Source organism: Alicyclobacillus sp. TC, from assembly GCF_016804365.1.
Classification (GTDB): Bacteria; Bacillota; Bacilli; order Alicyclobacillales; family Alicyclobacillaceae; genus Alicyclobacillus_I; species Alicyclobacillus_I tolerans.
The window spans coordinates 1,753,008-1,766,889 of record NZ_CP044434.1 but is presented as its reverse complement, the minus strand read 5'-3'; the positions used below and the strand labels follow the sequence as shown (position 1 = coordinate 1,766,889).

Annotated in this window: 16 protein-coding genes; all 16 read left to right on the top strand. The window is 42.9% G+C overall.

Features of this window, described 5'->3' with window-relative positions:
- Nucleotides 1-41: 41 nt before the first annotated feature.
- Nucleotides 42-1,364, top strand: a complete 1,323-nt coding sequence (trmFO, locus tag FY534_RS08765) for a methylenetetrahydrofolate--tRNA-(uracil(54)-C(5))-methyltransferase (FADH(2)-oxidizing) TrmFO (RefSeq protein ID WP_072874130.1) — start codon at nt 42-44, stop codon at nt 1,362-1,364.
- Nucleotides 1,357-2,280 carry a site-specific tyrosine recombinase/integron integrase gene (gene xerA / locus FY534_RS08760; RefSeq protein ID WP_203114334.1) on the top strand — a complete coding sequence of 308 codons (924 nt, stop codon included), beginning with the start codon at nt 1,357-1,359 and terminating at the stop codon, nt 2,278-2,280. The genes trmFO and xerA overlap by 8 nt, the downstream gene beginning before the upstream one ends.
- A gap of 6 nt (nt 2,281-2,286) precedes the next feature.
- The gene (hslV, locus tag FY534_RS08755; RefSeq protein ID WP_072874128.1) at nt 2,287-2,826 is read left to right on the top strand and encodes an ATP-dependent protease subunit HslV; all 540 of its coding nucleotides are present in this window, start codon (nt 2,287-2,289) and stop codon (nt 2,824-2,826) included.
- Complete coding sequence (gene hslU / locus FY534_RS08750; RefSeq protein WP_203115576.1) at nt 2,792-4,237, top strand: ATP-dependent protease ATPase subunit HslU; 1,446 nt, start codon at nt 2,792-2,794, stop codon at nt 4,235-4,237. Before hslV ends, hslU begins: the two co-directional genes overlap by 35 nt.
- Before the next feature lie 296 nt (nt 4,238-4,533).
- Complete coding sequence (gene flgB, locus FY534_RS08745; RefSeq protein ID WP_203114332.1) at nt 4,534-4,929, top strand: flagellar basal body rod protein FlgB; 396 nt, start codon at nt 4,534-4,536, stop codon at nt 4,927-4,929.
- A gap of 5 nt (nt 4,930-4,934) precedes the next feature.
- Entirely contained in the window at nt 4,935-5,384 is a 450-nt protein-coding gene (gene flgC / locus FY534_RS08740; RefSeq protein WP_129583569.1) for a flagellar basal body rod protein FlgC, read from the top strand.
- Between the two features lie 31 nt (nt 5,385-5,415).
- Nucleotides 5,416-5,721, top strand: a complete 306-nt coding sequence (gene fliE, locus FY534_RS08735) for a flagellar hook-basal body complex protein FliE (protein ID WP_203114330.1) — start codon at nt 5,416-5,418, stop codon at nt 5,719-5,721.
- A gap of 71 nt (nt 5,722-5,792) precedes the next feature.
- Nucleotides 5,793-7,322, top strand: a complete 1,530-nt coding sequence (gene fliF / locus FY534_RS08730; protein ID WP_072874126.1) for a flagellar basal-body MS-ring/collar protein FliF — start codon at nt 5,793-5,795, stop codon at nt 7,320-7,322.
- Nucleotides 7,323-7,343: 21 nt separating this feature from the next.
- Nucleotides 7,344-8,354, top strand: a complete 1,011-nt coding sequence (gene fliG / locus FY534_RS08725; RefSeq protein ID WP_072874125.1) for a flagellar motor switch protein FliG — start codon at nt 7,344-7,346, stop codon at nt 8,352-8,354.
- A complete protein-coding gene (locus tag FY534_RS08720; RefSeq protein ID WP_203114329.1) occupies nt 8,347-9,117 on the top strand; it encodes a FliH/SctL family protein in 771 nt (256 codons plus the stop codon). The genes fliG and FY534_RS08720 overlap by 8 nt, the downstream gene beginning before the upstream one ends.
- Nucleotides 9,114-10,433, top strand: coding sequence for a FliI/YscN family ATPase (locus tag FY534_RS08715; RefSeq protein ID WP_072874123.1), 1,320 nt, complete (start codon nt 9,114-9,116; stop codon nt 10,431-10,433). Before FY534_RS08720 ends, FY534_RS08715 begins: the two co-directional genes overlap by 4 nt.
- Nucleotides 10,430-10,873, top strand: coding sequence for a flagellar FliJ family protein (locus FY534_RS08710; protein WP_203114328.1), 444 nt, complete (start codon nt 10,430-10,432; stop codon nt 10,871-10,873). Before FY534_RS08715 ends, FY534_RS08710 begins: the two co-directional genes overlap by 4 nt.
- A complete protein-coding gene (locus FY534_RS08705) occupies nt 10,866-11,432 on the top strand; it encodes a magnesium transporter MgtE N-terminal domain-containing protein (RefSeq protein ID WP_072874121.1) in 567 nt (188 codons plus the stop codon). Before FY534_RS08710 ends, FY534_RS08705 begins: the two co-directional genes overlap by 8 nt.
- A 75-nt stretch (nt 11,433-11,507) precedes the next feature.
- Nucleotides 11,508-12,953, top strand: a complete 1,446-nt coding sequence (locus FY534_RS08700; protein WP_203114326.1) for a flagellar hook-length control protein FliK — start codon at nt 11,508-11,510, stop codon at nt 12,951-12,953.
- Nucleotides 12,954-12,965: 12 nt separating this feature from the next.
- The gene (locus FY534_RS08695) at nt 12,966-13,358 is read left to right on the top strand and encodes a flagellar hook assembly protein FlgD (protein WP_072874119.1); all 393 of its coding nucleotides are present in this window, start codon (nt 12,966-12,968) and stop codon (nt 13,356-13,358) included.
- On the top strand, nt 13,359-13,811 hold the full coding sequence (locus FY534_RS08690; protein WP_203114325.1) for a hypothetical protein: 453 nt from the start codon (nt 13,359-13,361) through the stop codon (nt 13,809-13,811).
- Nucleotides 13,812-13,882 lie beyond the last annotated feature (71 nt).

The following is a 13,882-nucleotide window of genomic DNA, read 5'->3' as shown; positions in this document are numbered from 1 at the left end:
TATAACAGAAATAACCTATCTATGTGGATAATGAGAGGAAGATGAAGGTGCCTCGGGTTACTGTGATCGGAGCGGGGCTGGCTGGCTCAGAGGCCGCTTGGCAATTAGCTAAAGCCGGAATAGAAGTGGATTTGTATGAGATGCGGCCGACACAAAGTACTCCTGCCCATCATACTCCGTACTTTGCTGAACTTGTTTGTACCAATTCTCTGCGCTCGAATCTCTTGACAAATGCAGTGGGACTACTTAAAGAAGAAATGCGAAGGCTAGACTCAATCATTATTCGTATAGCTGATCTTACAGCGGTTCCAGCGGGGGGCGCGTTGGCGGTCGATCGTGAACAATTTTCTGCAGATATTACCAAAACTTTAGAAAATCATCCGCTTATTCGAATTTATAGGGAAGAAGTAAAGGCATTACCACAAAATCAACTTTGTATCGTTGCCACTGGGCCTTTGACATCTCAAGCCATGTCGGAGCAGATTGCCCGTTTAATGGGAGAAGATTATTTGTATTTTTTCGATGCTGCTGCGCCAATATTAACGCGAGAATCAGTCAATATGGATAAAGTGTTTGCGCAATCTCGTTATGACAAAGGAGATGCTGATTATTTAAACTGTCCTTTTACAGAACAGGAATTTGATGATTTCTATGACGCCCTTGTTCATGCTGAGACAGCACCTCTTAAAGAGTTTGAAGAAGAGAAGTATTTTGAAGGGTGTATGCCTATAGAAGTTATGGCGAAAAGAGGAAAACAGACACTTCTGTTTGGCTCTATGAAACCTGTGGGTTTGACTGATCCGCGGACAGGCAAGCGTCCCTTTGCTGTTGTGCAGCTTAGACAGGACAATGCAGCTGCTACTTTGTTAAATATGGTAGGTTTTCAGACACATCTTAAATGGGGAGAACAAACCAGGGTATTTCGAATGATTCCTGGTCTCGAGAATGCGGAAATTGTTCGTTTTGGTGTGATGCATCGCAATACATATATCAATAGTCCTAAATTACTCAATCCTACTTATCAAGCCAAGATGAATCCCTATTTGTTTTTTGCGGGCCAAATGACAGGAGTAGAAGGATATGTGGAATCAGCTGCGGCTGGACTGGTAGCTGGAATTAATGCGGGTCGACTAGCCCGAAATTTAAATCCTCTCGTTTTCCCCCAAACTACAGCTATTGGGAGTCTGGCTCACTATATCACCCAAACGGATTCTAAATATTTTCAACCGATGAATGCTACCTTTGGGCTGCTCCCTCCTCTCGATGAAAAAATTGTTGATAAAAAAAAGCGAGCCGAAAAATTGTCAGAGAGAGCTTTATATGACTTGCAGAAATTTTTGCATGGAGTGGGACATTATGTCTAAACTGAAAAATGATAGCAGGTTGTCTCTAGCAATAGATGAATTTCTAACTCAATTAGAATTTCAAATGCGTTTATCCAATCATACATTGCGTGCATATGCTGGAGATTTAGTCCATCTTCTTGATTTTTTTCAGCAGAGAATTGAAAAATGGTCGGATATCGACAGTTTGGATATTCGGACATTTCTTGCTGCTCAACGAAAGGATGGTATGAGCAAAACTACGTTGGCTCGTCGAATTTCTTGCTATAGAAAATTTTTTCAATTCCTCGTTGATCGTTCTATGATCAAGCACAATCCAATGGATGGAGTTTCCGCACCTCGTTTGGAAAAAAAACTTCCTCAGTATTATTATCAAGAAGAAATGAATGAGTTACTCGATTCTATTCATGGGGATACTCTGGCAGATTTACGAGATCGGGCTTTGTTGGAATTCCTGTATGCTACTGGTGTACGAGTATCTGAATGCATGAATTTAAATATTGGCCATATTTCTTTGAATGAGGGATTGGCACTCGTCAGAGGTAAAGGCAGGAAAGAACGGTATGTCTTGTTTGGCCCTCAAACTGTGTCTGCTTTAAAAAAATACCTTCAAAAACGAAGTGAAAATTTGACATCTAGTGACCCGTTATTTGTCAATTTGCGAGACGGGACTCGACTGACAGATCGCAGTATCAGGAGAATTTTAAAAAAGAGAGTCGAACAAATGAAATATGGTATGAAGCCCTTAAGTCCCCATAAGATTCGCCATTCTTTTGCTACTCATTTACTGGACGGGGGGGCAGACTTACGGGTAGTTCAAGAATTATTAGGTCATGAAAGTTTGTCCAGTACTCAAATCTATACGCATACCTCACGTGAACGGCTTTCAAAAGTTTATCAAGAAACGCATCCCCGTGCTTTATCTAAAGGAGAATGATAATTGATGAATATGCATGCAACAACGATATTTGCCATATTAAAAGATGGCCAAGGTGCCATGGCTGGAGATGGCCAAGTCACTCTTGGGAATAGTATGGTCATGAAACAAGGGGCTCGCAAAGTTCGTCGTCTTTACCATGGTTCCGTTGTAGCTGGTTTTGCTGGTTCGGTTGCAGACGCATTTACTTTATTTGAGAAATTTGAAGCGCGATTGGAAGAGTTTCATGGTAATTTAGCCCGTTCTGTAGTGGAACTGGCCAAAGAGTGGCGTTCCGATAAAGTTTTAAAAAATTTAGAAGCGATGTTATTGACTATGAATAAAGACGCTCTCTTTATTGTTTCAGGAAACGGCGAAGTGATTGAGCCTGATGATGGTATTTGTGCCATTGGTTCAGGGGGAGCTTATGCGCTGGCAGCTGGACGTGCGTTGGCTCGTAATACTTCCATGAAACCAGCGGAAATCGCCAGAAACGCATTACAAATTGCTTCCGAAATATGTGTATTTACAAATGATCATATTATCGTGGAATCAGTTGGAGAGTGAGAAAATTAATAAAGTTCATACAGGAGGAATTGGATTGGACAAGGATTTGACCCCAAAGCAGATTGTTGAAGAACTTGATAAATATATTGTCGGTCAAAAGGCGGCGAAGCGAGCTGTTGCTGTTGCATTGCGTAATCGTTATCGAAGAGGTCGTCTCAATGTGGAATGGCAGGAAGAAATCACACCCAAAAATATTCTAATGATTGGACCAACAGGCGTAGGTAAGACAGAAATCGCGAGACGCTTAAGTCGATTGGTTGGCGCGCCTTTTATTAAGGTTGAAGCGACAAAATTCACGGAAGTAGGATATGTTGGACGAGATGTTGAAGCGATGATTCGCGATCTCGTTGAAACAGCTATACGCATGGTCAAATCTGAACAAATGCAACGTGTGCAAGATGAAGCGCGCAAAGCTGCTGACGAACGGATTTTGGAGGCGCTTGTTCCCGATCCGGAGTCTAAAAAATCAGGTGTCAATCCATTCGAGATGCTGTTTGCTGGTGGTCAACAGCATAACCATCAACCTTCTGAATCGGTTCGTAATGAGAGAAAAAGGATGAAACAACAACTGGATATGGGGATATTGGAAGAACGCCTGATTGAAATAGATGTTGAAGAACAAACTCAGGCTCCGATTGGTTTTATGCCGGGAATTGGAGCGGAAGGGCTTGGCAACTTACAGGAAGCCTTAGGAAATCTACTACCTAAAAATCGTAAGAGAAGAAAAATGACCGTACGGGAAGCTCGAGAAGTTCTTGCTCAAGAAGAAGCCCAAAGGTTAATCGATATGGATTCAGTAACATCGGAAGCCATTTTTCGTGCAGAAAATCGAGGCATTATTTTTATAGACGAATTAGATAAGATTGCTGGCAAAGATTCTCGTGGTCCGGATGTATCAAGGGAGGGAGTGCAGAGAGATATACTTCCAATAGTTGAAGGTTCTACTGTAGCCACTAAATATGGGGCAGTCAAAACAGATCATATTTTATTTATTGGCGCAGGAGCATTTCACATGGCTAAACCGTCTGATTTAATTCCGGAATTACAGGGACGCTTTCCCATTCGTGTTGAATTAGAACCATTGACCGCTGCAGAATTCGTGAGAATTTTAAAAGAACCTAAACATTCGCTGCTTAGACAGTACGCCGCTCTTCTGGAAACTGAAGGGGTTCATGTTGAATTTACAGAAGAAGCGATTTTGCGTATTGCTGAGATGGCGGAAAAAGTCAATCAGGAAACTGAAAATATTGGAGCCCGACGTTTGCATACTTTACTTGAAAGAGTACTAGAGGATTTGTCTTTTGAAGCTCCTGAGGTTCATCTGGGACAAGTGACAATTACACCTGAATATGTGGATGAAAAATTGAAAAATATTGTTGTTAATCGTGATCTGAGTCAATATATTCTATAAGTCTTTAGCGTAAACGATGATTTTTTCAATCCAAGTGAAATCTGATTCATAGATACTCAGTAAATATAAGCAAGTTTCTCGAGTTGTTTTTGCGTCCCGGATTTGGGGCGCTTTATTTTTTTGCCATTCTCGATGCTGGATTCAAAACTGGAGTAAAAAACTCTTATCCACTTGTTTTGAGATAATGGATTTTTGTGCAGGAATTTGTCGGTTATTGACGAATAAAGTAGCGTTCACTGAAGAAATAAAGCTTGATATTGACTGTGTGATGTGTGAAAAGGTTTGGAGGAGTTTATGTGCTTGATGGAATAGCAATGGACGCTTTGGATAAAGCGCTGCAGATTGCCGATTTACGCCAACAGGTGTATGCCAATAATATTGCTAATGTGAATACTCCGGGTTATAAAACCGAGCATGTGACTTTCTCGAATGTTCTAAATCAATCCTCGCAACTCATGCAGCAAAAATATATTCCAATCTTTTCAGACACTGCGAATCTCAATGTTTCGTCTTTTTTACAAAGTAATCCAGTTATTACAACCTCGAATACTAGTATTGAAAATAATGGTAACAATGTGAGTCTGGATAGTCAGATGGCCAAAATGGCAGCAAATGCAATTCGTTATAATGCGTTAGTTCAAGATATGCAAATGAGATTTCAAAGATTGCAAACTGCAATCAATGGAGGCTGATGAAGATGGCGGGATGGATGGGGAGTTTATCCATCAGTGCTTCTGGGCTGACCGCGCAACGTTTGGTCATGGATGTTGTCTCTAATAATATCGCGAATGCAGATACTACTCGTACTCCTCAAGGTGGCCCTTATCGTAAAGAGATTGCTATATTGCAACCCATTGCTGCTTCGGGTAGTTTTGCTGACGCTTTGCAACAAGCTGGTGTTCAAAATGTATCGAACGCTACGGACGGTGTTCAAGTATCTGCGATTGTACAGGCACCTGGTCCATTTAAGCTCGTTTACGATCCTTCTTCTCCAGATGCGGTAAATGGCTATGTGGAAATGCCTAATGTAAATATAAGCACTGAAATGGTAGACTTGATGTCCGCCAGTCGTGCCTATGAAGCAAATGCTACAGCGTTTGATGCTACAAAAAGTATGATGATGTCTGCTATTAATCTTGGTAAATAGTTAGATTTTATAGAGAAAGCAGGGGTAAGTGATGACGGTAAATCCTGTATTTGGCCTTTCTCAAATCATCCCTTCTTTACAAACATCGTCCAAATCTTCAGCTCACCATACTTCAGGTGAAAATTTCCTGCAATATCTTCAGAATGCATTGGGACAAGTGAATCAACTGTCTCAGAATGCCGACCAAACAGCAATCGATTATGCTGAAGGTGGCAATATTTCTATTGATCAAGTTATGGTTGCTGAACAAAAGGCGTCGATTGCCTTGGATGCGCTGGTTCAGGTCAATAATCGTGTGGTTAATGCTTACAACACAGTCATGAATATGCAAGTGTAGTGAGATTGCCGCAGTATTCCTCTACCTCATGTGGGCAAGGGTCAGCTAGATAAAGGACAAGGTGGGCAAACTTGGGCGAGACAATCAAGAGTTACGCATTGAGGATCCGAAGTCGATGGTCTTCGTTTACTCCTAATCAAAAGAGAAACATACTGATTGCGATAGTGGCTTTTTTGGTAGCGCTCATAGCAATCCTTTGGATTGCTTTGCGTCCAAACTACGTTACGATAATGTCTGGTCTTGACAATCAATCTTTGGGGGAAGTCCAAACACAATTAGAAAATTTAAAAATTCCTTCCGAGATTGAGGGTTCGTCCGTATTGGTTCCACAAAACGATGCCAATACAGCTCGGATTCAGCTCGCTATGGCGGGATTGCCAAAATCGGGTTACATAGGATACAGTTCGGTTTCATCTTCGTTTGGAATGACGCAGGATCAGTTCAACTTACAAGTTTTAAATGCGCTTCAAGAAAATCTGAGCAATACTATTGAAAGTATCAATGGGGTAGAGAGTGCTCAAGTCTACATTGTTATGCCTCAGCAGCAAATTTTCATCTCGCAGCCGGAGGGTACAGCTAAAGCTTCCGTTTTCCTTCAGTTAGGGACAGGAGTTCAATTGTCACCTGCACAAGTGGCTGGGATACAGCAATTGGTCGCTGATTCAGTCAAGGGATTAAGTGTCAATAATGTTACGGTGGTTGATCAAAACGGAATTACGCTATCCTCTTCTGATTCGGCTAATGGAGCATTGGGTCTTTCCACTACGACATCTTCTGAAATCGCTATTCGTCAACAGCTTGATCAAAGTATGACTCAACAATTGCAAGCAGGATTGGATCAAATAGTGGGTACTGGCAACGCGGTGGTTATGGTTCATGCGAATATCTCTTTTAATCAGGTAACTACTAAATCACATATTCTACAGCCTGCCCCAGGCCAAACTACAGGTCTGCCAACCAGTACTCAGACAATACGCAGTTCTTCGACAAATGGCAGTGCAGCAGGTGGACCGGCTGGACAAGCGAGCACAAATCCAGGGTTGTCTACTTATGCGGCAAACGGTTCGACTGGCAATAGCACTTCCACTAGTTCACAGTCCACAACGAATTATGCAAACAGTTATGTCAATACAACAAAGGTTGCCGATCCGGTCCAAATCAATGGATACTCGGTGGCTGTGTTTCTCAATGGGACTAGTCAGTCGATTCCATCATCCACTTTAAATCAAATTAAAAATTTTGTTGCAAACGCAGTTGGACAAGCTGCGCCTGGTAATCGAAATTCTATCTCAGTTGCGGTTATGCCATTCAATAAGCAGCAGCCAGTGCAATTTCCGCAGAAAAACAACAGTTTACTCTATGCTGGTCTTGGTTTGCTGGCATTAATTGTTCTTGGTGGGGGCTTTTTCTTATACAGGCGCAATCAAAGATCAAAACTTAAGATGGATGAACAACTTGTTTTTGCTAATGATGCGGTTGAAGAACTGGGAAATTTGCCTTTACGTGATGAAGAAAAAATGAAAGAACAGTTAGCAACTTTGGCAAGTAAAAAGCCTGAAGAATTCGCTAGTTTGCTTCGCTCTTGGTTAATGGATTCCTGATGAGGAAGGGGGTGCTTTTCTGTGCAAAAGGCTCGAAAAATTTCTGGACGACAGAAAGCAGCGATTCTGCTGATTTCGTTAGGGCATGAAGTGGCAGCCAAAATTTATCAGCAGTTGACTCCTGAAGAGGTTGAACAACTGACCTTTGAAATTGCCAACTTGAGTAAAGTGGATTTGGAACAACGGGAGTCTGTTCTGAAAGAGTTTCGGGATATAGCCATGGCTAAAGAATATATCACAACAGGTGGTATCTCGTTTGCTCGAGAAGCATTAGAAAAAGCTCTGGGTGCGGAGCAAGCAGAGAGTATTTTGCAAAAATTGACGGCAAGCCTGCAAGTACGTCCCTTTCATTTTGCCCGAAAAGCTGATCCAAACCAATTGTTGAGTTTTTTGCAAGATGAGCACCCGCAAACTATGGCTTTGGTGCTTACTTATTTAGAACCGGCTCAGGCATCCCTTATTATCTCGGCTTTACCGCACAATTTACAAGCAGACGTTGCTCGCAGAATAGCTCTGATGTCCGGCACTTCTCCTGATGTAATTGCGAATGTCGAGGAAGTTTTAGAAGAAAAATTATCGACTATGGCCTCGTTTGACAGTACGCAAACTGGTGGTGTGGATGCGGTAGTTAAAATTTTGAATGGTGTAGATCGCAGTACAGAAAAAGCTATTTTGGAGACTCTTGAATTGGAAAATCCAGAATTGGCTGATGAAATCAAACGTAAAATGTTTGTTTTCGAAGATATTGTGCTTTTGGATGGACGTTCCATTCAGCGCGTTATTCGCGATGTCGATCCAAAAGACTTACAACTTGCGCTCAAAGTTTCCAGTGAAGAAGTTCAGAATATTGTATTTGAAAATATGTCAAAGAGGATGGTCGAGACCTTTAAGGAAGATATGGAATTTATGGGGCCTGTCCGTTTGCGGGATGTGGAAGATGCCCAGCAACGTATTGTAGGTGTCATTCGTCGACTTGAGGAATCTGGAGAAATCATTGTGGCTCGGGGCGGGGGTGACGATATCATTGTCTAATGTTATGAAGCACACCCTTAAAAATATTCATATCAGTGGCTCAACTGCAATTCCAGCGCCAGAATTGCGATCGACAGAATCAGTCAGTGAATTGGTTGCTCATCATACTTGTGAACCACATCAGTTTGGACTAGCTGAATTTTGGGAAGCTGAGCGAAGAAAAGTAGAAGCTTTGCTCATTGAGGCGGAACGTTCCGCTCAACGGCTTTTGGAAAAAGCGAAATTGGATGCTGCCAGTATTACTGAGTCAGCTCGTCAGGCTGGTTATGAGAGTGGTTATGAAGAGGGGAAATGGCATGCTTATCAAGAATTTGAGGTTCAGTATCAAAAATATATGGATGAATTCATTCAGTTGATGATGGAATGTAGTCAGTTGCCTGCGAAGATTGCTGGTCATGTCGTTGAACCTTTATCGACTGCAGTAATGGAATCTTTGCGTCGCCTCTTGGATAGAGAATTGCATTTGCAACCTGCAGAAATTGAAGAGGAAATAAAATCAGCACTCCGTGTCGTTCTTGATGCTGGAAAAATTGAAATTCATCTTCATCCAGATGATTATCGGCGTCTACCTGAGTGGTTTTTAGATCGCGTTCATCAACAAGGTCTACAACAAGAAATAATCGTGATTACAGACGAAACGGTGACTCAAGGTGGTTTTGAGATACGCAGTAATGTGGGGCGTGTGGATGCAACGGTTGAGACAAAAATAGAGCTATTACACCCTTTGTTCAAGGAATTCATTGAACGGAGTGTCTTGCCATGAGTCAGCCGTTGGATAAATTTCTTCAACAATTATCTGAGACACGGTTGTTTCGCTTGACTGGTCGAGTAACGAAAGTTGTAGGTATGACCATTGAGTCTATCGGTCCTCGTGCTATGGTGGGTGATGTTTGTCGAATTGTATCTGAACTGGGAACAGAGTGCCTGGCTGAAGTTGTCGGTTTTCGCGATGAGCGCCTTGTCTTAATGCCGTTGGGTGAAATTCGCGCAGTAGCTCCTGGAGCGGATGTCATTGTCTCCGGGAGTTCACTTGTGGTTCCCTCAGGCATGCAATTGTTAGGACGCGTGTTGAATGGTTTGGGTCAAGTGATGGATGATGGACCCAGTCTGGATGATCAAGAGGGAGAAGCTAAGCTGGAGACTTCTTCTCCTCATCCGTTGCAGAGATTGATGATTGATAAACCGTTTATTACAGGCATACGTGCAATCGATTCGCTGTTGACGGTAGGACGTGGGCAGAGAATGGGGATTTTTGCTGGGAGCGGCGTTGGCAAATCAACACTTCTTTCCATGATTGCAAGACATGCAGAAGCGGATGTGAGTGTCATTGCCCTCATTGGTGAACGGGGAAGAGAAGTTCGGGAGTTTTTAGAGCACGATCTTGGTTCGCAAGGCTTGTCGCGAAGTGTTGTAGTAGTGGCCACATCAGATCAGCCTGCGCTTGTCCGATTAAAAGCGGCGCATGTGGCTACAGCGATTGCAGAGTCTTTTCGTGATGAAGGTTTACACGTCAATCTCATGTTAGATTCGATTACTCGCTTTGCCATGGCTTTACGTGAAGTGGGGTTGGCCGCTGGAGAACCACCAACCAGTCGAGGCTATACTCCCTCTGTTTTTGCAGCTTTGCCGAAGCTTCTCGAACGTGCTGGAGCCGGTCATCGTGGTACCATCACCGCTTTCTACACTGTTCTTGTGGACGGAGATGATTTAAATGATCCGATATCCGATGCTGTCCGCGGCATTCTAGATGGCCATGTGGTTCTTTCAAGAAAAATTGCTCATTCGGGACATTTTCCGGCAATTGATGTTTTAGCTAGTATTAGCAGGCTTTTTCCGACTCTTGCTAGTTCAGAACAGTTGGAAGCGACACGTGTTTTGAGAGGTTGGCTACAGCGTTATCGAGATGTGGAAGATTTAGTCCGTATAGGAGCTTACCAACCAGGATCCGATCCTGATGCTGACATGGCTATTCGAAAAATGCCTGAGATTGTAAAGTTTCTACGCCAGGACAAAGAAGAAAAAGAAGACTATTCCACAACAATGCGCAGATTAGCTGAGTTGGTGGGGGTAACGACATGAATGATTTTCATAGATTTTCCAAACGTTTTGGAAAGATTCAAGGCAAATTGCAAGAACAGGCAGAAAGAGAGTATGCGTATGCGCTTTCTCAAATCGTATCTGTCACCGAGCAAATGGCGTCTTTGAAAGATGAATTGACGATGGCGATGCACAATCGGGCCGATATTTCTTTGCTTCAAGACTGGCCCTTATGGGAACAGCGTGTTCGATATTTACAACAACAACTCATGAGGTATCAGGAATGGCTTTCTGAATTGGAAGGTCAAGCCAATCTAAAACGTACTCAACTCCATAAAGCTCATCAACAATCTGAGAAATGGAAATCTATTGTGGGTAAGTTGGACGAGGAGTGGCAGGCTGAAGTTGCAGCGAGTGTGCAGCGTGAAGCAGATGAAGTTGCAATGATTCGCTTTGGAAGGAGTCAAACTGCCGGTGGCTAAGGATATGACTGCGGGGTCCAATTCCATAGTGAAGCGCATTTTAATATGGGGATTGCTCTTGATACTGACTGTGCTCATTGCAGTTGGATTAATTGGTGGAGCACTGTCTTTCGTGGGATTTCCAGTGATGAAAACCGCTCAGCGGCTATTTCAAGGGAAGCCACAAACATCTCATTCAACTGCTGCGCAACAGGAAGTTGTATCTTTGCAAAGTCAACTGTCTGTAGCGCGATCGACCGATAACCGGCTGCAAGCTTCAGTGGACTCGGATATTCAACAAATACATGTGCTGCAGCAGGAAATTGATAAATTACAAAGTCAGTTGAAATCACAAATTTCTGCCAATGCAACCGCTAAAGCAGAAAGTAATATCCTTATTCAAATGGATCCCCAAAGTGCAGCGGCAGTCTTGGAAAAAATGACTCCCGAAGAAGCAGCCAGGACGATTGCGCAAATGCCTGCAAGTGATTCGGGAGCGATTTTAGCCGATGTTCCCCCAAACTTGGCAAGTGAACTATTGAGTATGGCAGCAAGTTTTGCACCGCAGAATCAATCTTAATTGAAGTGAGGACAATGAAATCTTTCGGATAACAAACTTTGTTTTCAAAAACATTGAAAGGAGGTGATTACGAACATGATGATGAGTCATATGAATGCGTTATTCCAACAGGGTACTTCTGAAAGCCAACTTTCTGCAGAGAAGATAAAATCGAACGAATCTTCCCAATCTCATAGACTTTCGCAAATCTCTTTTCACCATTTGCTGGGTAACGGGATGGAAAAGTTAGATGCGAACAATAGTTTATCCCGAAAGGCTAAGGGACATTTACGACAGAAAGGCAATGCCAATGATCTGCATGGGCAGTCAACCAGAGTAGCAAAGCATGCAAGTTCTTCTGTTCAACAAGAACCTGTTTCTGCGTCTGTGCCTTTTTCAGTTCCGGTGCAAACCCAGAGGATGTTGAACAAAAATTCGTTTCATCGAGCGCATAGGGCCGTTACAGAGCAAATACATGCAAATGGAAAAAAGCCAAAAGATTTTTTTGCAATGAGTGAAGAACCCTTAACATTACTTTCAAGTCTAGTAAAGAAAGTTAAACACTTGTCTGTTCGATCCGACATATTGCTTACTGCTCAAAAGTTTTCAAGTGTTGCGGTTTCTAGAACCTCTTATCTTGCGGATGGGAAGATTTCTGTTGAAGGATCCAATAAGGATAAAAAAACGGCGGTACCGGAATCCTTATGGAACCAGACTGTCAATGCTGACGAAAGCAGTTCAGCCCAAAAACCCCTAATCAAAAGAGGGATATTGCAACAATCATCGATGGAGGCTGAATCTGCTAAAGCTATTGTTACAAATTTGTCTCGAACGGATGTTCGTCTTACGTTAAGTCGTTCCATCCGCCATCGACAGAGGTTATTGAAAGTGAATCAGTCTACCGGGTTGTCCAATTCAGCAAAGAATGTTTCCCGTAATCGTGGAAAATCGAGCATTTCTACTCTATCATTCAAAAAATTGCTTGTGAAAACCGCATCTCCTAGTTCGCAACAAAATCTATGGATTGAACCAACTAGTGCACAAATCACGAAAATGTCTTTGGATCCATTTTCGGGCAGTACATCTGGGCAACTGCAGTTTCATTTGCAGCATCCTGATGCCGTGCAGATGATGAATCAGTTTATCGTGCTTGGTAAACAAAAAAATCTTCAGCAATTGACCGTTCAGGTTCATCCGGAAGGGTTGGGGAGTATCTCCATTCAAGTTCAAAAAACGGATGCGGGCATCCAAATACAAATGTTGGCCTCACAGTCCGCTACTTTGCAATGGCTCCAATCCAAAATTTCCGAACTACAAACGAGCTTGCAAGGAAGCGGAATTCAACTGAGTGGTTTAGCAGTGGGATTGCAAAATGGTCAGTCCTTTACGGGTGGGCAGCAATCTTCAGGTCGACCCTTTAGCCGTTCTAGCAAAAGTGTGCCATCTGCAGAACTGGCTGTATCGAGTACTGCAACCCGATGGTCCATCGGGCAGCGGGGTAGTCATGAGGCTCAAATTTCTCGTATTGACATCAAAGTTTAAGGAGGGAATATCATGTCAGTCAATGGATCGAGCATACTGAGCAATCAGGAGTTGAGTCAAAACTCATTCATGCAACTGATGGTTCAACAAATGAAATATCAAGATCCACTGAACCCTATGTCGAATACCCAATTTCTATCTCAACTTGCCCAATTTACAGCGCTTCAGCAAATGACTGCTGTAGCTCAATCCACAAGTAGTACTCAGACAGAAGTACAAAATTTAGTGACGGATATCAGTATGCTATTGGCTCATCAATTACTTGGTACCACTGTCCAAATCAAAAACGGCAGTCAAACAGTGACTGGTCAGGTGAGCGGAGTACAGATGGGACAAAACGGTCCTGAAGTGCTGATTAATCAACAGGCGTACCCGTTGTCTGATGTTGAGGAGATGAACTCTTAAATGAAAGGCGAGCCGTTGCCGTATTCCTTAGTCGGCCGGTTGCAGTCTGGTGCCAATGCGAAGTTGTACAATACTTCTTCAACGGCCAATCAAACTTCCCAAGCTCCATCTGTCTCACCTTTTGCGGATTTTTTACAGAAGGCTGAATCGGTTCAAAACAAGCAGAGCGAATCGGTGGCCAATTTGAAAATCAGTGGTCATGCTGCAATGAGATTGCGCGAAAGGGGTATAGAGCTTTCTAAAAAGGATTGGGAGCAGATTGGGCAAGGGGTCGATCGCGTTGCAGCCAAAGGTGGTAAGGAAGCTTTATTGATGTATGGGAAAAATGGTTTCCTAGTGCACGTGCCAAGTCGTACGGTCATTACTTCCTGGTCTGAACTATCCAATGAAGTGATTACCAAAATCGACAGTGTGGTCATGGTTCCGCAGTTGGACCCGCAAGGGAGACTGTGAAACGGGGAGCGACTGAACCGTTTCAATGAAAAGCAAAGAGATCTCGAAAAATATTAGGATAAAATTCTGTG

Bases quoted from the DNA above. Each gene is read 5' to 3' on its own strand.
- trmFO (WP_072874130.1), top strand. From the start codon at position 42: ATGAAGGTGCCTCGGGTTACTGTGATCGGAGCGGGGCTGGCTGGCTCA.
- xerA (WP_203114334.1), top strand. From the start codon at position 1,357: ATGTCTAAACTGAAAAATGATAGCAGGTTGTCTCTAGCAATAGATGAA.
- hslV (WP_072874128.1), top strand. From the start codon at position 2,287: ATGAATATGCATGCAACAACGATATTTGCCATATTAAAAGATGGCCAA.
- hslU (WP_203115576.1), top strand. From the start codon at position 2,792: ATGATCATATTATCGTGGAATCAGTTGGAGAGTGAGAAAATTAATAAA.
- flgC (WP_129583569.1), top strand. From the start codon at position 4,935: ATGGCGGGATGGATGGGGAGTTTATCCATCAGTGCTTCTGGGCTGACC.
- fliE (WP_203114330.1), top strand. From the start codon at position 5,416: ATGACGGTAAATCCTGTATTTGGCCTTTCTCAAATCATCCCTTCTTTA.
- FY534_RS08715 (WP_072874123.1), top strand. From the start codon at position 9,114: ATGAGTCAGCCGTTGGATAAATTTCTTCAACAATTATCTGAGACACGG.
- FY534_RS08710 (WP_203114328.1), top strand. From the start codon at position 10,430: ATGAATGATTTTCATAGATTTTCCAAACGTTTTGGAAAGATTCAAGGC.
- FY534_RS08700 (WP_203114326.1), top strand. From the start codon at position 11,508: ATGATGATGAGTCATATGAATGCGTTATTCCAACAGGGTACTTCTGAA.
- FY534_RS08695 (WP_072874119.1), top strand. From the start codon at position 12,966: ATGTCAGTCAATGGATCGAGCATACTGAGCAATCAGGAGTTGAGTCAA.
- FY534_RS08690 (WP_203114325.1), top strand. From the start codon at position 13,359: ATGAAAGGCGAGCCGTTGCCGTATTCCTTAGTCGGCCGGTTGCAGTCT.